Origin of the sequence: Bradyrhizobium sp. AZCC 1721, assembly GCF_036924715.1 — a bacterium.
Taxonomy (GTDB): domain Bacteria; phylum Pseudomonadota; class Alphaproteobacteria; order Rhizobiales; family Xanthobacteraceae; genus Bradyrhizobium.
The window spans coordinates 6068476-6085922 of sequence record NZ_JAZHSB010000001.1; the positions used below are offsets into that span (position 1 = coordinate 6068476).

Here is a 17447-nt window from a genome sequence, read left to right on the forward strand (position 1 = left end):
CGGGCGCCCAAGACCCCCGCGGCCCTTCCTGGCGTCCGCCATGACTTTCTGTGCAGCTCTTAAGGTACAGAAAACCAAACACAAATTTCGCCGGAAAAGGCCGGAAAACTTCCCAATATCCAACCAGGAATTAATCTCGTCCCGGGCATCCTGCACGCTCAACAGAATAACCAAAAAATACGAGTTCGGGATGGCTTCAAACGATTCATACACCGGTATTGCGCCGGCCGCCTTGACGGGCAGCATGAGGGACTTCCGCGTCCCCGGTGGGGCAGACCTTTTGGGACGCACCGAAGGTTTCTTCCGCTGGCAGGATCTGCGCCGGCATCACGGCCTCTGGCCCTTCTCTCGTGCCACGGAGGACGGTCCCAAGACCGTTTGCTCTGCTCAGGACGACCGGGGCAACAGGATGCTCGGCGTAAACTTTGCTTCGCAGGACTATCTCAGCCTGGCATCGCATCCGGCCATCAAGGCAACGGCGATCGAGACTATCGAGCGCTGTGGGGTACATAGCGCTGGCTCTCCTGCGCTTGTCGGCAACACTTCGTACTCGGTAGCGCTCGAGCGCAAGATCGCCGAATTCCTGGCGATGGACCACGTCGTGTTGTACCCGACAGGTTGGGCCGCGGGCTTCGGCGTCGTGAAGGGCCTCGTCAGGTCGGCCGACCATATCGTGATGGACATGCTGGCACACTCCTGCCTGCAGGAGGGCGCTCACGCCGCAAGCACCAACCTTCATCTGTTCCGGCACCTCGACAACGAATATTGCCGGAACATCCTCGCGAAAATCCGAGCCAAGGACAAAGAGAACGGAATCCTCGTGATCACGGAGGGATTGTTCTCGATGGACTCTGACACCCCCGATCTCGCTGTCCTGCAAGCTCTCTGCCACGAATTCAATGCGACTCTTGTCGTCGACGTCGCACATGATCTTGGCTGCTTGGGCGAGGACGGCCGCGGCCACATCGGCTTGCAGAACATGCTCGGCAAGGTCGACATAGTGATGGGGAGCTTTTCCAAGACGTTTGCGTCAAACGGCGGGTTCGTCGCCTGCAAGAGCCGAGCGGTGCAGGAATATCTACGCTTTTACAGCGCCCCTGCCACTTTCTCCAATGCCCTTTCGCCGGCGCAGGCCGCGACGATCCTGAAGGCATTCGAGATCGTCGCTTCCGGCGAAGGGCACGCGCTACGGCGCAAGATGCTCGCCAACGTCCTGTCGCTTCGTCGCGAGTTGAAGCAGGCCGGCCTCGACTATTATGGCGACCCATCCGCGATCGTTTGCGTCAAAATGGGTTCGGAAGGCCTTGCACGTCTTGTTTCAAGACGCCTTATCGAACTCGGATTGGTCGCCAACCTAGTGGAATTTCCCGCCGTTCCCAAGGGCGCGGCCCGAATTCGCATGCAGGTGATGGCCAATCACTCCGAGGAAAACATCGCCTACGCTGTGCGAATACTGGCCACTGCAAAGGCGGAAGCGGAACTGGAACTCGATGAGCTGCGGCGGATCAAACCCGTAAAGGGCGTCGCAGCTTGATGCCGCGGCCCCCTGTCGAATGGCGAGTACGCCGTCACTCGCGCTGAGAAGATCGAAGTACTGTTTGCACACCTGAAGATCCTCCGCCTCGACCGGCTGAGGCTGAGAGGCCCCTACGGAGGGGCTCTACCCGCGAAATCCGATGACAACCGGAGCGCGCCGAGCGACCCCTCACCTGGCGCTACGCGCCGACCTCTCCCCGCGAAGAGCGGGGCGAGGTAAAGAAGATCAGCGCGCCGCGGCAACCGCCCGCAGGGTTTGCGGCACCAGGGTCGACGCCCCCACCCGTATCACCGGTGCGATGTTCGGACGATAAAGTCCGCGTCGCTCCGGATAGGGCTTGAAGCTGTTGGTGATGCCGACCACGGATTCGGCAGCGCCCAGCGCCAGCACGCCATCGGGCTCCAGCATCCGGGAGAGCCGCTCGAAGATGTTAGCCTTGGTATTCTGATCGAAATAGATCAGCACGTTGCGGCAGAAGATGACGTCGAACACGCCGAGATGGGAGAAGTCCTGCAGCAAATTGAGCTGACGGTGCTGCACCATGCCGCGGATCTCGGCATTGATCTGCCAGAGTTCGCCGTTCTGGGTGAAATATTTCACCAGCAACCCAATCGGCAATCCGCGCTGCACCTCGAACTGGCTGAAGGTACCGGCCCTGGATTTTTCCAGCACCGCCTGCGACAGATCGGTCGCGACGATCTCGGTACGCCAACCGGACAGCAGGGGTCCCGCCTCCTTCAGGCACATCGCGATCGAATATGGTTCCTGCCCGGTGGAGGAAGCCGCGCACCAGATGCGCAACGACCGGCGGGCCGCGCGCGCCTGCACCAGCGCCGGAATGACCGCTTCGCGCAAATGATCGAACGGAATCTTGTCGCGGAAGAAAAACGTCTCGTTGGTGGTCATCGCCTCGACCACCTCTGCCGTCAGCGTGTTGGCCCCGCCCTTCATCTTCTCGACGAGTTGGGAAATGCCCGGCAGGCTGGACTTGCGGGCCAACGGCAGCAGCCGGCTTTCGACCAGATATTGCTTGTCGGCCGAAAGATCGAGCCCGGAGCGCTCTTTCAGAAGCTTACGCAGATACTCATAGTCTGAAGGCGTCACGAACGATCTCCCGAAAACAACCGAACCAGTTTTGGCGCGATCTGATTGAGCGGCAGAACCGCCGCGCAAATACCTGCATTGGCGGCCGCGCCCGGCATGCCCCACACCACGCTGGTCGCTTCGTCCTGGGCAATCACGCTGCCGCCGGCGGCGACTATCTCCTTGCCGCCGCGCATGCCGTCGGAGCCCATGCCGGTCAGAATCACCGACATGATGCCGCCCTGCCAGACGTCGATGGCGGAGTTGAACAGCGGGTCCACCGCAGGCTTGCAGAAATTCACCGGCGGCCCGTCGTCGAGCGCGATCGTGGCGTCCGCGCCATGGCGCACGACGCGCATGTGGCGGCCGCCCGGCGCAAGATAGATCCGGCCGGGCTTGACGATCTCGCCGTCAACGGCCTCATGCGCCGTCCGGCGGCTCGCACGTGCCAGATGCTCGGCGAGAATTGTGGTGAAGGTTGGCGGCATGTGCTGGGTGATCAGCACCGGAAAACGATCGATCACCGGGCCGATGTCGGCGACCAGCGCCATCAGCGCCTGCGGGCCGCCGGTCGACGAGCCGATCAGAAGCACACGCGGCGCCAGCATGCTGAAGGGCCGGCGCGCCAGTGGCAGTTGCGCAACCGGTGCGGCGACCGGATGAACGGATACCTCGCGCACCCGCTCGGCTGGTGCCGGAGCCGGGCTCGCGCCCGGCGACGCACGGCGGCGGGCCCTGGCGCCCAGATGGCGAATCTTCTGGATCAGATCGTGGTGGAACGTCTCGGCAGCGGTGGCCTCGCGCGTGCTCTCCGGCTTTGGAATGTAGTCGGCGGCGCCGAGCGAGAGCGCCTTGAAGCTGATCTCCGCATTGCGGCGGGTCAACGTCGACGCCATGATGATGACGAGGTCGCGCTTTTTCGCAAGCAACTGGGGCAGCGCAGAAATGCCGTCGAGCTCCGGCATTTCGATATCGAGCACGGCGACATCGGGTTTGATGCGATCGATCTGGTTGACGGCGTCGAGGCCGGTGCGCAGGGAGGCGGAGACCTCCATGTCCGGCTCGGCGCCGATCCAGCGCGAGATCATCCCGCGGATCACCACGGAGTCGTCGACCACCATCACGCGCAGCTTGTCTTGCCTTGTCGAGATTGGCGGCGGACACTTCGTTAACGCAACACTCATTACTTCACCCGACCCAACTCAAGCGGCACACTTGCAAAACCAACGCCGATGGCCGTCGAGCCGCCGGGATCACATAGAGATCAGATCAAGCCGACTTCCTGGAACTTCGCGGTGACGATGTCCTTGTCGAACGGCTTCATGATGTATTCATTGGCGCCGGCATGCAGCGCACGCGCGATGTGCGCGACGTCGTTTTCGGTGGTGCAGAACACCACCTTGGGCGCGTCGCCGCCGGGCATGCGGCGCAGATTGCCGAGGAATTCGTAGCCGTCCATGACCGGCATGTTCCAGTCGAGCAGAACCGCCTCGGGCATCGCGCGCTTGCAGACTTCAAGCGCCTTCTCGCCGTCCTCGGCTTCGACGATTTGAAAGTCGAGACCTTCGAGGATACGTCGCGCGACTTTTCGGATGACGCTGGAGTCATCAACGACCAGACATGTTTTCATTTTAGGCCTCCACTTGCATCAATTCCCAAGAGGGATGTTTCCGTACCGGGTTGGATTCTCATGCCGCCATCAGGTCAGGCATGATTTCGAGAACGCGATCGACGTCGAGGACGACCATGAGCTGGCCGTCGAGGCGGTGCACGCCGCCGGCGAGCTTGGCGAAGCGGGAATCCAGGTTGACGGGGTTTTCCTCGCGGCCATTGTCGGGCAGCCGCAGCACCTCGCCGATCTGGTCGATCAAGAGGCCGTAGGACTCGCCGCGCAAGTCGACGCCGACCGCCATCGGCGGCTTGCCGTCGTCGTTCTTCGGCAAGCCGAGCCGGGCGCGCATGTCGACCACGGTGACGATGCGGCCGCGCAGATTGAGCACGCCGGCGATCTCGGCGGAGGACAGCGGCACCCGCGTCAGCCGTTCCGGCATGAACACGTCCTGGACGCGGGAGATCGGCAGGCCGAACAATTGCCCGCCGATCACGGCGGTGACGTATTCGGCCACGGTGCCCTCGATGGTCTCGGTCTTGGTTGTCATGGTCTGTTACCGTTCTCTCGTTTTGAGCATGATCATTTCGGAAAACCGGTTCCCACTTTTCCGGATCATGCTCTAGGCCGCGCGCCGGGTCTCGGCGGTCTGTTCCTTCAGCGCCGCGATCAGGCCGGGGCGGTCGAACTTGGCGACGTAGTCGTGGAAGCCGGCCTGCCGGCCGCGCTCGATCGCCGCCGGCGACACCAGCGAGGACAGCGCGATGATCGGCAGCGTGCCCAGATTGTTGTCGGCGCGGATGACTTCCGCGAACTCGAAGCCGTTCATGTCGGGCATCTCGATGTCGGTCAGCACCACGTCGAAGGTCTGGCCCGAGCGCAGCGCCGAGAGCCCCTCCTGGGCGTTGACGGCGACCCGCACCTTGTAGCCGGCGGCCTTCAAGACCGGCGCCAGCATGTTGCGGAAGAAGGCGGAGTCGTCGACCAGCAGCACCGATTGCGCGGTCGAGGAGGCCCGCATCTCCTTGCGCGAGAACCAGTCGGCAAACGCCATCGGCAGGAAGTGGCCGACGTCGATCACCTCGGTGGCCTGGCCCTTGATCACGGCGGAACCCAGAATGCCGTCCTGCTGGCCGGCGACCTCGATGTGCAGCCGCTCCTCGACGATGTCGATGATCTCGTCGACCACGAGCCCCATCGAGCGGCCGTCGTCGGCGAACACCAGGATCGGCTGCGAGCCGGTGCTCTGGACCGTGACGCCGGCCATCTGCACCAGCGGCATGAGCTGGTCGCGGTACTGCACCATGTAGCGGCCGTTGGAGAGCTCGATCTTGTCGGTGGCGATCTCTTCCAGCCGGGTGACGAGGCCGAGCGGCACCGCCTTGGGCTGCGAGGAGCCGGCGCGGAACACGAGCAGCGAGGTGAGCTGTTCGCCGGACATGGCATGCGCCGCGGAGGCTTCGTCGGCCATCTCATGGGCCGAGGCGCCGGAGGCGCCGAGCGCCTTGGCAATGCCGTTGGGGTCGATGATCATGATCACGGCGCCATCGCCCAGAATGGTGTTGCCGGAGAACATGTCGATGTGCCGCAGCTTGGTCGACATCGGCTTGACCACGATTTCTTCGGTGTGGAACACGCCGTCGACCACGATGCCGAAGGTCTGGCTGCCGACCTGCGTCACCACGATGAAGCCGTTCTCGGGGTCGCTGGACGAGCCGTCGTCGATCTTCAACAGCTTCTTCAGGTGCATCAGCGGCAACAGCTTGTTGCGCAACCGCAAGACCGCGGTGTCCTTGATGCGCTCGATGCGGTGTTCGGAGTTGGCGCGGGCGCGCACCAGCTCGACCACCGACAATTGCGGGATCGCAAAGCGGTCGCCGGCGGCTTCCACGATCAGGGCCGAGACGATCGCCAGGGTCAGCGGGATCTTGATGGTGACGGAAGAACCTTCGCCGGCCACGCTCTTGATGTCGATGGTGCCGCCGATCTGGTCGATATTGGTGCGCACCACGTCCATGCCGACCCCGCGGCCGGAGACCGAGGTGACGGCGGCGGCGGTGGAGAAGCCCGGCGCGAAGATGAACTTGTGGATCTGGGCTTCGGTCATCTTCTCCAGTTCGGCCTCGGTGACGAGACCGTTCTGCAGCGCTTTGGCCTTGATCCGCTCGGTGTTCAGCCCGCGGCCATTGTCGGCGATGCAGATGATGATGTGGCCGCCCTCGTGATAGGCGGAGAGCCGGATCGTGCCCTGCTCGCCCTTGCCGGCCGCGAGCCGCTCGGCCGGGGTCTCCAGGCCGTGGTCGGCGGAGTTGCGCACCATGTGCGTCAACGGATCCTTGATCAGATCGAGCACCTGGCGGTCGAGCTCGGTGTCGGCGCCGTGCATCTCCAGTTCGATCTGCTTGCCGAGTTCGCCGGAGAGGTCGCGCACGATGCGCGGCAGCTTCTGCCAGGCATTGCCGATCGGCTGCATCCGCGTCTTCATGACGCCTTCCTGCAGCTCGGCGGTGACGTTGGAGAGCCGCTGCAGCGGCACCTTGAACTCGGTGTCCTCGTTGCGGCGGGAGATTTCCAGGAGCTGGTTGCGGGTCAAGACCAGCTCGGAGACCATCGTCATCAGATGTTCGAGGGTGTCGACGTTGACGCGGATCGACTGGTTGGCGATCTTGTCGGCGACCTCGCCGTCGACTTCGGCGGCGGCGGCGCGCTTGGCCGGCTTTGCCTTCGTTTCCTTCGCAGCTTCCTTGGCCTCCGGCGCCGGCGCAGCCTTGGCGACGGGAACCGGCGCGGCTTCGGTCGCGGTCTCGCGGAAGGCGCGCTCGAGGTCGTCGAGCGAGACTTCGCCCGGACGCAACGGGCGTTCCAGCACCTGCTCGACCAGCGTGCCCTTGGTCATCGCGGGCGGAGCCGGCGGCGCGGCGACGACGGGAGCGGGTTCAGGCTGCACCTCGGCAGGGTGACCACCTTCGGCCATCGCATGCAGCTTCTCGATCAGGTCTTCGTCGGTGCCCTCGGGCTCGGTCTCGGTGGCTTCCAGGCCTGCGAGGATTTCCTTGATGCGGTCGATGCTCGACAGGATCAGCGTCACTGCTTCGGCCTTGACCGGCATGCCGTCGCGGAACTTGCCCATCAAGGTCTCGCCGGCATGGGCAAGGGCTTCGAGCCGCGGCAGGCCCAGGAAAGCCGCAGGTGCCCTTGATGGTGTGGACGAGGCGGAAGATGTTATCCAGAATCTTCGCGTCGCTCGGGTCCTGCTCGAACCGCACCAACTGATTGTCGACCGTATCCAGGCTCTCGCTGGTTTCGGTCAGGAACTCCCGCAACAAATCATCCATGAAACTGGCCTTCGTACGCACCGGCACGCGACATCGACGCGCCTTACGGAACAGGGCCAGCTTCTATGCAAAGCGTTTAATATTGGTTGAGCAAATGGAAAAGAACGGGATCAACAAAGAGATAAGACGGCAGAAATGAATTCTGCCGCCTGTTTTCAACCGTTGGTTAACCATGTCGGCGCTGCGCCGCGCTCAGGAAGCAGTAACGAGCACTTTTTCCCCGTCGGGCTCAAGCGTCACGCTCAGCCCGCAGGCCTGCGCCAACAGCCGCGTATAGTAAGGCTGCACCGCATGCGCGTCGACGGTCGCCGTCGAACTCGCGCTCACGAGATTGGCGATGTTCTGCGGCACGCGCGCGTTGAGGCCCGAAGACGTGACGCGAAAACCCATCGTCTCGCCGTCGCCGATCGGATCGATCGTCAGCGTGCCGCCGCGCGGGATCGTTTGCTGCGCGATGATCAGCATGTTCAACAGCAGCTTGACGCGGTTCTTCGGCAGCAACAGCCGCGGCAGATTCCAGGTGATGGTGATCTTGCCGTCCTCGATGTGGCCGCGTGCCATGGTCTGGGCATCGCCGAGATCGATCTGCGCGCCCGCCGATCCGGCAGCGCCGAACGCCAGGCGGCAGAACTGCAACCGTGCGGAGGCGGTCTTGGCGCTCTTGCGGATCAGATCGAGCGCGAAATCGCGGTCTTCGGGCTTCGGGTTGTCGTCAAGCACCTCAAGCCCATTGACGATCGCGCCAACCGGGCTGATGAGATCGTGACAGACTCGCGAACACAGCAGCGCCGCAAGTTCGAGGGTATCGGGAGCCGGACCGGGAGATGAAGTACCAGACATCATGGGTTCCTGGAAAGCCGCCGGGTCACAAATTGCTGGCGGACCGTTACGAATCACGCGTGCTTATCGGTTTGATACACTGCGCAGCCCCGTGCTGCCAGCAGGGGGCGGCAATGGTAAGGCAGGACGAACAGCAAATGGGCCGAGCTCATGAATGAGGCACGTCCGCCCGCGCTCGATCGCGAGGCCGCAGCAGTGCTGATCGAACCGCTGACCGAGATCGTGATCCGGGCCGGCGCCGCCATCCTTGCCGTCAACCGTTCCGCCATGAAGGTCGACGGCAAGACCGACGGCTCGCCGGTAACGGAGGCCGATCTGGCGGCCGACCGAATCATCGCCCAGGGCCTTGCCCAGGTAGTGCCCGAAATACCTGCGCTCTCGGAAGAGCGCGTCCAAACGTCCGCGCTGCCCTATATGGAAAGCTTCTTCCTGATCGATCCGCTCGACGGCACCAAGGAATTCGTCGCCGGCCGCAACGAATTCACCGTCAACCTGGCGCTGGTGACCCGGAGGACGCCGCTGCTTGGCATTATCAGCGCACCTGCGCTCGGGCTGATCTGGCGCGGCATTGTCGGACGCGGCGCGGAGCGGCTGACGCTCGGCAAGGGCAAGCCGCTCGTCGAGCCTATACGTACCCGCCCCTGCCCGCCGCGCGGCCAGCCATGGACCGTGGCGGTCAGCCGCTCGCATGGCGACGCCAGGACCGAAGCCTTTATTGCCGCAAGACCGGGGGCCGTACGGTGCGAGCTTGGCTCGGCGGTCAAATTGGGCCGGGTGGCCGAAGGCTCCGTCGATATCTATCCCCGGCTGTCGCCGGTCTCGGAATGGGACGTGGCCGCGGGCCATGCCGTCGTCGCGGCCGCCGGCGGCAAGATCACGGATTCAACCGGCGCCGCCCTGCAATTTGGCACGGGACGGACGGGCTTCATCGTTCCCGAATTCATCGCCTGGGGCGATCCGAAGGCGACGCCCTGAACGCGGGGCCTGTAACCCGGGCGAGCGCAGCGACCGCGGGAACAGTGCCGGCCAAATGGAAGCTACTGCGCCAGCCCTCGCTCGAGCGCCGGCCAACGTGCGGTGGCTTCCTCGACGAAACGCGCCGGTTCGGCGGCGAACGCATCGCGGTTGTCCTCGCGGCCGAACAAATAGAGCCGCTGGCCCGCAACCACCCAAAAGCGCGGGTTGCCTGCATAGGTAACCCCTCGCCCCAGGTCGACCGGATCATAGCCGCCGAACTGAGGCCCGTAGATATCCGGATGCGCGACGAAAGAAGCGCGATTGCCCTCGTTGCGGAAACGCCAGACGGCGCCGGCTTCGCGAGCCTCGAAATCGGGTAAGCCCTCGATGGCCATGGATTCCGTAAAGTAGGCGACGGGATCGAAGCCTCCGATGGCGAGTCCGGAATAGCGGTTCACCACCACCCGCTCGGTGGTCGCGGCGCGCGCGGCGAAATCAAGGCTGGCTGCGCAAAAAAAACTTGCCAATAAGGCAAAAGCGGCCATTTGGGGGCGCGAACCGTATCTTTCCTGCCGTTGTGCCGTCATTGTCTGAATTGATACCAATTGAACCGTTGATTTTCCTTGGCCGATGGCAGGAAGCCTGAAACGGTGGACTTATGCCGTTATATCGAAGCCAAAATGCCGTTGTGCCGTCATAGTTGGTGCCGATAACATGCGAGTCGAGGGGACACTGGGCGCAACCTAGAGCCATGCTTGTTGGCGTCAGGTTAAGGCGGCGGCCAGAATTCGATGCCAGGGGTTCTTTCATGACGTTTGCTTCACGCCTTGCCGCGGTGACGTTCGCCGCGCTGATGTGCTGGACCGTGCCAGCTTCTGCGCAGCAGCCGCCGCCGGGAGGGCCTTATCCGCCCCCACCGGGCGGACCTTACCCGCCACCACAGCGGCAGCCGGGTCCCGAGACTTTCGGGCCCGAGGAGTTGGTGTCGGCCGGGCACAAGTTCTTCGGCAACGTCTCGCGCGGCCTCGCTTCGGTCATCGAACGGGCGGTGAGCCAATGGGGCTTGCCCAATGGCTATGTGCTCGGCGAGGAAGGCTCCGGCGCTTTTGTGGCGGGCCTGCGCTACGGCGAAGGCACGCTCTACACCAAGAATGCCGGCGACTTGCGTGTCTACTGGCAGGGGCCGTCGGTCGGCTTCGACTGGGGCGGCGACGGCGCGCGCACCATGACGCTGGTCTACAACCTGCCCGCCACCAACGCGATCTATCAGCGCTTCGTCGGCATCGACGGCTCCGCCTATATCGTCGGTGGCTTCGGCATGACCGCGCTGACCGCCAACAACATCGTGCTGGTGCCGATCCGTTCCGGCATCGGCTTAAGGCTCGGCGCCAATGTCGGGTATCTCAAATATACTCCACGGGCGACCTGGAACCCATTCTAAGCCCAGCTTCAAGCACAGACGCCAAGTCTCCCCGGATCTCCCCGGGTGGATTCAGGTTAACGCGGCATCGGGCTGGCGCAGGGTCGGGCTGGCGTGGCAATGTGATTAACGATTCCTTGTCTGTGTGGAGTAACCATCCATGATCGAGCCGATCATGTATCTGGCGATCGGTTTTCTGGTCTCGATGTTGTTCGGCCTGATGATCGTGCCGCTGGTGCATAACCGCGCGGTGCGGCTGACGACCCGGCGGCTGGAGGCGGCGACGCCGCTGTCGATGGCCGAAATCCAGGCCGACAAGGATCAGTTGCGCGCGGAATTCGCCATGTCGGCGCGGCGGCTCGAAATGAGCGTCGAGCAGCTCAAGAACAAGACCACCAGCCAACTCGCCGAACTCGGCAAGAAGAGCGATGCGATCAATCGCATGAAGATCGAGCTCGGCGAAAAGAACGCCACGATCTTTGCGCTCGAAGCGCGCGAGAAGGCGATGAAGGAGCAGCTACGCGCCACCGAAGAGGAATTCGCGGCCAAGACCGAGCTGTTGCGCAACGCCGAGCAGGCGCTGACCGACAAGCAGGCCGAACTCGCCAGGATCAATCACGAATTGAACGACCGTTCGATGATGGCGGACAGCCGCCAAGTCGAGCTGGTCACGGTGCGCACGCAGATCGAGGAACTGAAGAGCCGCGTCGGCGACGCCGAGAAGGAATTTTCGGCAACCCAGACCCGCCTCGCGCAGGAGCGCGCCGAGTCCGAGCATGCGACGCGCGAATTGACGGAAGCGCGCAGCCGTGTCGAAAATTTGAGCCAGCGCGTCACCGATCTCGACCGGCAATTGATCGTCCAGGTCAAGGAAGCCGAGATGCTCGGCAACCGCGTCAACGACCTCGAAGCGCGGCTGGCCACGCAAGGCAAGATCCTGGCTGAGCGCGAATACGAGAACAATCAGCTCCGGCAGGCGAACGAAAACGCCGAACGCACCGCGCGCGAACTGCGCGAGGAGATCGCAGGCATGAGCGGCGGCAAGTCGCCGACCGTGGAAAAATTGCGCACCGAGAAGGCGGCTCTGGAAGAGCAGCTTCGCATCGCCCGCGACGAGCGCGCCAAACTGCAGCGCGACATCAACGCGATCCAGCAGCAGGCCGAAAGCTCCTGGGCGACCGAGCGGATGGAAAACGCGCTGCTCCGCGAGCGCATCAACGACATCGCGGCCGAAGTTGCAAAACTCGCGATGCAGCTCGAGGGACCGAATTCGGCGATCGAGGCCATGCTGGCCGCGGAACCGGCCGTCCCGAAAGTGCCTGCCAAACCCGCCAACGACGTCGCCGGTGCCGCCCCCGCGATGGCGGAAGGCGGCGGGACGCTGGCCGAGCGCATCCGCGCGCTGCAGTCGCACGCTTCGCGGGCCCGCCAGCAGGGGGCGTAATTCCCCGTCCCCGCGCGAAAACGCGAGGTCACGGCCCGACTGATCGCTTGACACTATGGGCCCGTCCTTCGTAAATCGCGGGCTCTGACGGGGCTCATCGTTCGCCCATATTTCCCGGACGCATAGCTCAGCGGGAGAGCGTTCCCTTCACACGGGAGAGGTCCAAGGTTCGATCCCTTGTGCGTCCACCATTCCAAAGCCCGTAAATCGGGGCTTTTCTCTTTTGGTACCCGCCTATTCGGTAGATAGTCGCGTCACCAGCGTGACGCGTGTAGGCGCATCGAAATCGGCTTACCTATTCAATGCGGGCTTTTTCCTTCAGGTCGCGGATGCGAATTTCGGCCTCTTCCTTCGAGGTCACGATTTCGGACTGATCGGGGGACGCGGGCCTCCCGGCTGAGCCTCTTCAATTCCTCAAGCTGTTCATGCGTGGGCTTTTCGGTCATGGGTACCTCCTCTGACGGGGCAACCGTGTCAAGAACGTCGTGTTCCCCTTGAGACGACCGTTGCGGCCGCCACAGGAAGAGAGAGGCGCAGCCCAGGCGGCCTTACTCCGGCGCCCTCATGCCGGGCGAGCGGAGCCATTCGTTTAGCCGAGATGCGGCTTCCATCTGTCGCGCCCGCCGCAAGAGCAGTTCCCGGGCCATGCCGGGCTGTGCCTCCCTTGCCGCCTCTCTGAAGCGCTTGGCCTCTTCCGCCAGCCGTTCTTCGAAGGTCTTCTCATGCTTGATGCGCCGTCGTGTTGGCATGCCCGTGGTCCTCGTTCACGAGGGCCATTGAAATCCCGTGCCGGATCGCCGTCTGCCCGGCAGCAGACTCATCGAGCAGGCTGCTTGCTTTCGCCAATAAGCCGCGGCCCGTAGTTTGCCCGTCTTGCCGGAACTCGATTCTCGGGGCGTCGTGGTGGCGGCACTTTCCGGGAGCGAACCATGCTTACAACCCTTCTTGTGATGGCGGCCATCACCATCATCGCGGGCGCCGCGCTGATCGCTATTTCCGAGCTCACCCGTGCGCGCCACCCGCAAGCCGGTCCGCCGCCGCGGCGCCGGGCGTTTTAAAGGCGCGTCCCGCGTTCGCAGCGGAGCCCTTGTTGCAGGCCATCAGCAGAAAGGGCCCCAGCGGCGGCGCTGAGGTCCTTTCAGTTAATGTCGCATCGGGGATGTGCGACACACGGTCCAATGCGGCTCGCAGATTTTCGTTCCTATCGCGCTATGGCGCCGCGGGATCCAGTGCAGCCGCATTTAGCGCGGCGACGATCGCGTCGATATCAAGTTCGGCCAAATGCCAATCCCAATGAATTAAATGGCGCCGATTACTCGTTCCAGGACCTTTTCGTTTTAGCCAGCGCGGCTGCGCCAATTCTGGCACAACCGCGCTATCGGATTTCACAGGGGATTGAACCACTATTCAAGCAGCATGCGGGTTAACAACCGTGTACCCTCGTAACGAGCGTGCATGGATTCTCGTTGCGCGGCCGCCCGAGTTTGCATCGTATGCCATCCACGTATCACCTTCGACATGTCGCTCTAGAACGAAAACGTGCCCACGCCGCGCAGCGACCATTCCGGGTGCTGGCGATGTTCGTGGAAAGCGCAGCCAGTTGGATGCGAGATTTAGACCAGGCACGATCCGGCCGAAAACACGTATAGACGCGCCGCAGCCGCAGAACGAGCGGGGACAACCGGCCGGACGACCGCCGACCGTTTGACCGCGATCGACACTCACGCCCGCCAATTCGCGACGGTAACTCTGTGCGGTCGCTTGATGTGTGTAAGAACTAATCCGCTCACGACGGGGTTGCGAAAACGAGAAGTCGCAAGGCATCGTCACATTGCATTCGGGTATTTGAGCGGTACGGGAAGGACGGGCTTCCGAAGCGATCGACCCGGTTACAACAAGGACAGACGCAACAAGAATTTGTTTGAGCATGCAGAACTCCGATTTAACGGTCCTGCCCCGCAGTCAGAAGCCGATAACAGTTTGGCGAAAATGCGTTTAGGAGCGGCCGATGCTTCGGTGTGCGGAACCCCCAACCGCATCTGAACGCCTGGTTCACAACGTGTTCATTTGCTTTGCCGTTAATTATTCGAAGGAGGATCTGACATGACAAATGCGAATAATCGCTTCGATGCGATCGATGTTGTCGTTGGCTGGATCGACGCCTGTAAGCAGCGACGCCTCGATGCGCTATTGGACTTGTATGACGATGCCGCCACCGTCGAATGCTGTGAGGACGGCCGCTTCAATGGCCGATCGGACATGGAGCGATATTGGCGGCCACGACTCGCCAAGGCGGGAAACAACGCGTTCGCCATTGACGTGTTGATCCCGGAGGTGGACGGCATTGCACTGGATTATCGCGGTTACGACGGAAGGATCATGAGAACGCATTTCCGATTCACGCAATCCGGCAAGATCCGGCACACGGCGTGCGAACCAGTAAAATCCGCCGCGTGGCGACGAACGATCGGCCATTGATGTGAAGCCGCTCGGCAGTCAGATCGAGCACGTCTCTCGGTATTTGAACCGTCGACCCGGATGATGATGATCGTTGCCTTGGCGGGCATCGGGGTCTGCGCCTATCGACGGCGTAATCCATTTGCTCGGGCATGACCCGCCAGCCCTTCTCTCAGAACAACGAAAAAAAGACCGCCCAAGGGGCGGTCTTTTTTTCGTTCTGGTTCAGGAGATCAACTACGTGATGCTGCAGCGCCGACGATGGTGCGTCCTGTTAACCGGACAAGGCAGGCTTCCTCGTGACCGGCAGCACGCGGGTCGCACAGAGATAGCCTCAGATCCCGAGCACCCAGATCGCCACGATGGTGCCCAGCGTCGCTAGTCCGCTGATGGTCCATCCGGTTGCATAAGAGAACTCATTATCGCTGGTGCCGCGCATCTCGTCGGCGCCTGTGGATGCAGACCGCCACCGCATGGCATTGCTCCAAAAAGCCTGCCCGCAGGTGTAACGTCGGCCCGGGTTCCCGGTTCCACTCAATCTGTAGGCCGTCGGAGAGACGGCCACGAATCTTCGATCAAACGAAGGAAAGCCGGCGCGCGTCGGCCGGTGCGACCTCGTTTTCGTCGCCGACGATGATGGTGACCTTCCATCCCTCGCTGGCCCAGACCCGCGCTTTGGCGACCGCCACCAGCATGCTGCTTCGGTCCATCCTGACGGTCTCGTCCTTGCGTTCCGCCACGATCCTGTACGCCATGCCACATCCCCTACGCACGAAGAACTACTGGGGAACGATGTTCCGTTACCGCTTTGGCCGCAATTGGCCGACAATTTGTCCAATCGGGGGCATGGTTAACGGTGCTGGGGACAGCTCGGCCGCTATTTCGCGGCGTTTCGCACTGCAAGCGCCGGTTTGGTCACGCCGTCGAGCCCGGTCAGTATCAGGACGGTCAACAGGGCGTTCTGCGGGCCGTACCAGGCGTTGGTTGGCTTGTACCATTCGTTGCGCGAGTGCCAGTTGCCGCCCTCGCCGCCGCCGCCAATGGTGACGGCAGGGATGCCGAGCGACATCGCGATGTTGGAATCGGTGGACGAGCCGGCAAAGGTCGGCCGCGGCCCCTTGGTGACCGCAGAGACCGCGCGCTGGGTCGCCTGCACGATCGGCGAATCCATCGCGACAATGCCCGCCGGCCGGTCGCCGATCAGTTTTGCCTCGACCGTCATCTTGTCGGACTTCCAGCGCGCGTTCTCATCCGCCACCGCTTCCTTCACGAGTTCAAGCAGCCGGGCCTCGAGCTTGAGCAGTTCCTCGGTCGAATTCGAGCGCATGTCGACGGCCATCCGGGCTTCTGCGGCGATGGCGTTGACCGAGGTGCCTCCGGTCACAGTGCCGACGGTAAACGTGGTCTTGGGATCGATTGGGGTCTGCAGCTCGGAAATTTTCGCGATCGCCCGGCCCATCGCATGCGTCGCGCTCGGCAGCCCGAACTCCTGGAACGAGTGCCCGCCCGGGCCCTTGAAGATGAACTCGTAGCGATGGCTGCCGGTCGCCTGGTTGACGACGCGGGTGATGCCGAGCCCGTCGATCGAGATGAAGCCGTCGACATCGGTGTGATCGCGGAACAGCGCCTTCACGCCGCGCAGATTGCCGAGCTCTTCCTCGCCGACGGTGCCGACGAACAGGATGTCGCCGACGGTCGCGATCGCGTTTTCGTTCATCACCTTGATCAACGACAGCAATGTCGCAAGACCGCGTGAATCGTCGCCGATGCCTGGCGCTACGATCGCGCCGTCCTTTTCCTTCACCGTGACGTCGGTGCCTTCGGGAAACACCGTGTCGAGATGCGCGGAAACCACGAGCTTGGGCCGGCCACCGCCACTGCCCTTGCGTAGCGCGATCACATTGCCTTCGGCGTCGATCGACGCATTCTTGAAGCCGAGCTCCTGCATCCGGTTCTGAAAATATTCGGCACGGACTTTTTCCTTGAACGGCGGCGCCGGAATTTCGGTGATGCGCTTCTGCTCGGTGAAGGTCCGCTCGTCGTCAGCCTTGATGTCGTCGAGCGTCTTGGCGATTTTGGGATGGGCCAGAATGGCTTCCAGATCGGGCGCGGAAGCTTGCGCGGCGGCCTGCTGCACCAGAGCGTGCTGTGCGACGGCGATAAATGCGATGGCCAGGATCGATCGACTGAGCGTCATCAAAAATCTCCCTTCGCGGACTTCAACCTGCGCTTAGCCCTGCATCCTTCAGTCGCTGCGCGAACCAGCCGGACAGGGCCCGGTCGAGAACGCCGCTGGTATAGACCTCCGACATCGCGACGTGGGTCTTGCCCAGCGTCAGCAGCACGCCGATCCAGTAGGCGAACCACAAGTGCGGATCGGTCAGCGCGCGCAGCTTGTGCTGGTCATGTTCGAGCGGCTGGTGATTGGCCGATTTGCGCACCTCGACCGCGAGCAGATTGTTGGGAATGACGCGCTGGTGCACCACGATGTCGGGATAGATGGATTTTGCGAGGTGATCGTCGGTCGAGACGGTGGATCCGTGCGGCAGCCGCAGCGTACGGTCGCCGAGCCGGTCGTATTCGCAATCGACCTCCCAGCCCGGGAAGTGCTTTTCGAACTGCACCGCCAGCCGGTGCGTCAGCGCGCGCTCGCCGACATCCCGTTCGAGCAGGAAAGTTTCGCATGCATAAAACTCGCGAAGTGCGGTGACGACCTTGTCCAGTTCGGTCTGCATCTGGCCTCCGCACCGTCATTGCGAGGAGCG

At 62.9% G+C, this 17447-nt stretch carries 17 protein-coding genes, 1 tRNA gene and 1 pseudogene; 7 read left to right on the top strand and 12 right to left on the bottom strand.

Features of this window, described 5'->3' with window-relative positions:
• Window positions 1-40 precede the first annotated feature (40 nt).
• Window positions 41-1534, top strand: a complete 1494-nt coding sequence (locus V1273_RS28965; RefSeq protein WP_334411666.1) for an aminotransferase class I/II-fold pyridoxal phosphate-dependent enzyme — start codon at window positions 41-43, stop codon at window positions 1532-1534.
• A gap of 228 nt (window positions 1535-1762) precedes the next feature.
• Here the strand turns inward: V1273_RS28965 and V1273_RS28975 are convergent, their stop codons facing one another.
• The 6 genes and pseudogenes from V1273_RS28975 to chpT all read right to left on the bottom strand — a co-directional run bounded on the left by V1273_RS28975 (window position 1763) and on the right by chpT (window position 8404).
• Window positions 1763-2641 carry a CheR family methyltransferase gene (locus V1273_RS28975; protein ID WP_334411667.1) on the bottom strand — a complete coding sequence of 293 codons (879 nt, stop codon included), beginning with the start codon at window positions 2639-2641 and terminating at the stop codon, window positions 1763-1765.
• Entirely contained in the window at window positions 2638-3804 is a 1167-nt protein-coding gene (locus tag V1273_RS28980; RefSeq protein ID WP_334411668.1) for a protein-glutamate methylesterase/protein-glutamine glutaminase, read from the bottom strand. Before V1273_RS28980 ends, V1273_RS28975 begins: the two co-directional genes overlap by 4 nt.
• 80 nt (window positions 3805-3884) lie before the next feature.
• On the bottom strand, window positions 3885-4250 hold the full coding sequence (locus tag V1273_RS28985) for a response regulator (protein WP_028347253.1): 366 nt from the start codon (window positions 4248-4250) through the stop codon (window positions 3885-3887).
• A 58-nt stretch (window positions 4251-4308) separates the two neighbouring features.
• Window positions 4309-4779, bottom strand: coding sequence for a chemotaxis protein CheW (locus tag V1273_RS28990; protein WP_334411669.1), 471 nt, complete (start codon window positions 4777-4779; stop codon window positions 4309-4311).
• 72 nt (window positions 4780-4851) lie between these two features.
• Window positions 4852-7564, bottom strand: a pseudogene (locus tag V1273_RS28995) (hybrid sensor histidine kinase/response regulator).
• Between the two features lie 192 nt (window positions 7565-7756).
• Entirely contained in the window at window positions 7757-8404 is a 648-nt protein-coding gene (chpT, locus tag V1273_RS29000; RefSeq protein WP_334373217.1) for a histidine phosphotransferase ChpT, read from the bottom strand.
• A gap of 150 nt (window positions 8405-8554) precedes the next feature.
• Here chpT and V1273_RS29005 point away from each other — a divergent pair, with 150 nt between their 5' ends.
• Window positions 8555-9379, top strand: a complete 825-nt coding sequence (locus V1273_RS29005; RefSeq protein WP_334411670.1) for a 3'(2'),5'-bisphosphate nucleotidase CysQ family protein — start codon at window positions 8555-8557, stop codon at window positions 9377-9379.
• 62 nt (window positions 9380-9441) lie between these two features.
• Here the strand turns inward: V1273_RS29005 and V1273_RS29010 are convergent, their stop codons facing one another.
• Entirely contained in the window at window positions 9442-9906 is a 465-nt protein-coding gene (locus tag V1273_RS29010; RefSeq protein WP_334380594.1) for a YHS domain-containing (seleno)protein, read from the bottom strand.
• Between the two features lie 263 nt (window positions 9907-10169).
• Here V1273_RS29010 and V1273_RS29015 point away from each other — a divergent pair, with 263 nt between their 5' ends.
• From V1273_RS29015 to V1273_RS29025, 3 genes are all read left to right on the top strand, one after another.
• Window positions 10170-10802, top strand: a complete 633-nt coding sequence (locus tag V1273_RS29015; RefSeq protein ID WP_334364783.1) for a DUF1134 domain-containing protein — start codon at window positions 10170-10172, stop codon at window positions 10800-10802.
• A 139-nt stretch (window positions 10803-10941) separates the two neighbouring features.
• Window positions 10942-12225 carry a hypothetical protein gene (locus V1273_RS29020; RefSeq protein WP_334411671.1) on the top strand — a complete coding sequence of 428 codons (1284 nt, stop codon included), beginning with the start codon at window positions 10942-10944 and terminating at the stop codon, window positions 12223-12225.
• A 116-nt stretch (window positions 12226-12341) separates the two neighbouring features.
• Window positions 12342-12416 (top strand) — tRNA-Val (locus V1273_RS29025).
• Window positions 12417-12773: 357 nt separating this feature from the next.
• Here V1273_RS29025 and V1273_RS29030 read toward each other — a convergent pair.
• Window positions 12774-12974, bottom strand: coding sequence for a hypothetical protein (locus V1273_RS29030; protein ID WP_028351264.1), 201 nt, complete (start codon window positions 12972-12974; stop codon window positions 12774-12776).
• Between the two features lie 180 nt (window positions 12975-13154).
• Between V1273_RS29030 and V1273_RS29035 the strand changes: the two genes are divergently transcribed.
• Both V1273_RS29035 and V1273_RS29040 read left to right on the top strand, forming a co-directional pair.
• Complete coding sequence (locus V1273_RS29035; RefSeq protein ID WP_334364786.1) at window positions 13155-13283, top strand: hypothetical protein; 129 nt, start codon at window positions 13155-13157, stop codon at window positions 13281-13283.
• A 1045-nt stretch (window positions 13284-14328) separates the two neighbouring features.
• Entirely contained in the window at window positions 14329-14703 is a 375-nt protein-coding gene (locus V1273_RS29040; protein ID WP_334364787.1) for a nuclear transport factor 2 family protein, read from the top strand.
• A gap of 313 nt (window positions 14704-15016) precedes the next feature.
• Here the strand turns inward: V1273_RS29040 and V1273_RS29045 are convergent, their stop codons facing one another.
• The 4 genes from V1273_RS29045 to V1273_RS29060 all read right to left on the bottom strand — a co-directional run bounded on the left by V1273_RS29045 (window position 15017) and on the right by V1273_RS29060 (window position 17417).
• Complete coding sequence (locus tag V1273_RS29045; RefSeq protein ID WP_334369288.1) at window positions 15017-15157, bottom strand: hypothetical protein; 141 nt, start codon at window positions 15155-15157, stop codon at window positions 15017-15019.
• Between the two features lie 100 nt (window positions 15158-15257).
• Window positions 15258-15437, bottom strand: coding sequence for a hypothetical protein (locus V1273_RS29050; protein WP_156433882.1), 180 nt, complete (start codon window positions 15435-15437; stop codon window positions 15258-15260).
• Between the two features lie 122 nt (window positions 15438-15559).
• Window positions 15560-16879 (bottom strand): M20/M25/M40 family metallo-hydrolase, encoded by a 1320-nt coding sequence (locus V1273_RS29055; RefSeq protein ID WP_334411672.1) that lies wholly within the window; start codon window positions 16877-16879, stop codon window positions 15560-15562.
• A 22-nt stretch (window positions 16880-16901) separates the two neighbouring features.
• Window positions 16902-17417 carry a hypothetical protein gene (locus V1273_RS29060; protein ID WP_334411674.1) on the bottom strand — a complete coding sequence of 172 codons (516 nt, stop codon included), beginning with the start codon at window positions 17415-17417 and terminating at the stop codon, window positions 16902-16904.
• Window positions 17418-17447: the final 30 nt, after the last annotated feature.

What these genes read in the sequence shown, in the direction of transcription:
- V1273_RS28965 (WP_334411666.1), top strand. Translation starts at nt 41, where the DNA reads ATGACTTTCTGTGCAGCTCTTAAGGTACAGAAAACCAAACACAAATTT.
- V1273_RS28990 (WP_334411669.1), bottom strand. Translation starts at nt 4,779, where the DNA reads ATGACAACCAAGACCGAGACCATCGAGGGCACCGTGGCCGAATACGTC.
- V1273_RS29045 (WP_334369288.1), bottom strand. Translation starts at nt 15,157, where the DNA reads ATGCGGTGGCGGTCTGCATCCACAGGCGCCGACGAGATGCGCGGCACC.
- V1273_RS29040 (WP_334364787.1), top strand. Translation starts at nt 14,329, where the DNA reads ATGACAAATGCGAATAATCGCTTCGATGCGATCGATGTTGTCGTTGGC.
- V1273_RS28980 (WP_334411668.1), bottom strand. Translation starts at nt 3,804, where the DNA reads ATGAGTGTTGCGTTAACGAAGTGTCCGCCGCCAATCTCGACAAGGCAA.
- V1273_RS29020 (WP_334411671.1), top strand. Translation starts at nt 10,942, where the DNA reads ATGATCGAGCCGATCATGTATCTGGCGATCGGTTTTCTGGTCTCGATG.
- V1273_RS29035 (WP_334364786.1), top strand. Translation starts at nt 13,155, where the DNA reads ATGCTTACAACCCTTCTTGTGATGGCGGCCATCACCATCATCGCGGGC.
- V1273_RS29015 (WP_334364783.1), top strand. Translation starts at nt 10,170, where the DNA reads ATGACGTTTGCTTCACGCCTTGCCGCGGTGACGTTCGCCGCGCTGATG.
- V1273_RS28985 (WP_028347253.1), bottom strand. Translation starts at nt 4,250, where the DNA reads ATGAAAACATGTCTGGTCGTTGATGACTCCAGCGTCATCCGAAAAGTC.
- V1273_RS29060 (WP_334411674.1), bottom strand. Translation starts at nt 17,417, where the DNA reads ATGCAGACCGAACTGGACAAGGTCGTCACCGCACTTCGCGAGTTTTAT.
- V1273_RS29030 (WP_028351264.1), bottom strand. Translation starts at nt 12,974, where the DNA reads ATGCCAACACGACGGCGCATCAAGCATGAGAAGACCTTCGAAGAACGG.
- chpT (WP_334373217.1), bottom strand. Translation starts at nt 8,404, where the DNA reads ATGTCTGGTACTTCATCTCCCGGTCCGGCTCCCGATACCCTCGAACTT.
- V1273_RS29055 (WP_334411672.1), bottom strand. Translation starts at nt 16,879, where the DNA reads ATGACGCTCAGTCGATCGATCCTGGCCATCGCATTTATCGCCGTCGCA.
- V1273_RS29005 (WP_334411670.1), top strand. Translation starts at nt 8,555, where the DNA reads ATGAATGAGGCACGTCCGCCCGCGCTCGATCGCGAGGCCGCAGCAGTG.
- V1273_RS29010 (WP_334380594.1), bottom strand. Translation starts at nt 9,906, where the DNA reads ATGGCCGCTTTTGCCTTATTGGCAAGTTTTTTTTGCGCAGCCAGCCTT.
- V1273_RS29050 (WP_156433882.1), bottom strand. Translation starts at nt 15,437, where the DNA reads ATGGCGTACAGGATCGTGGCGGAACGCAAGGACGAGACCGTCAGGATG.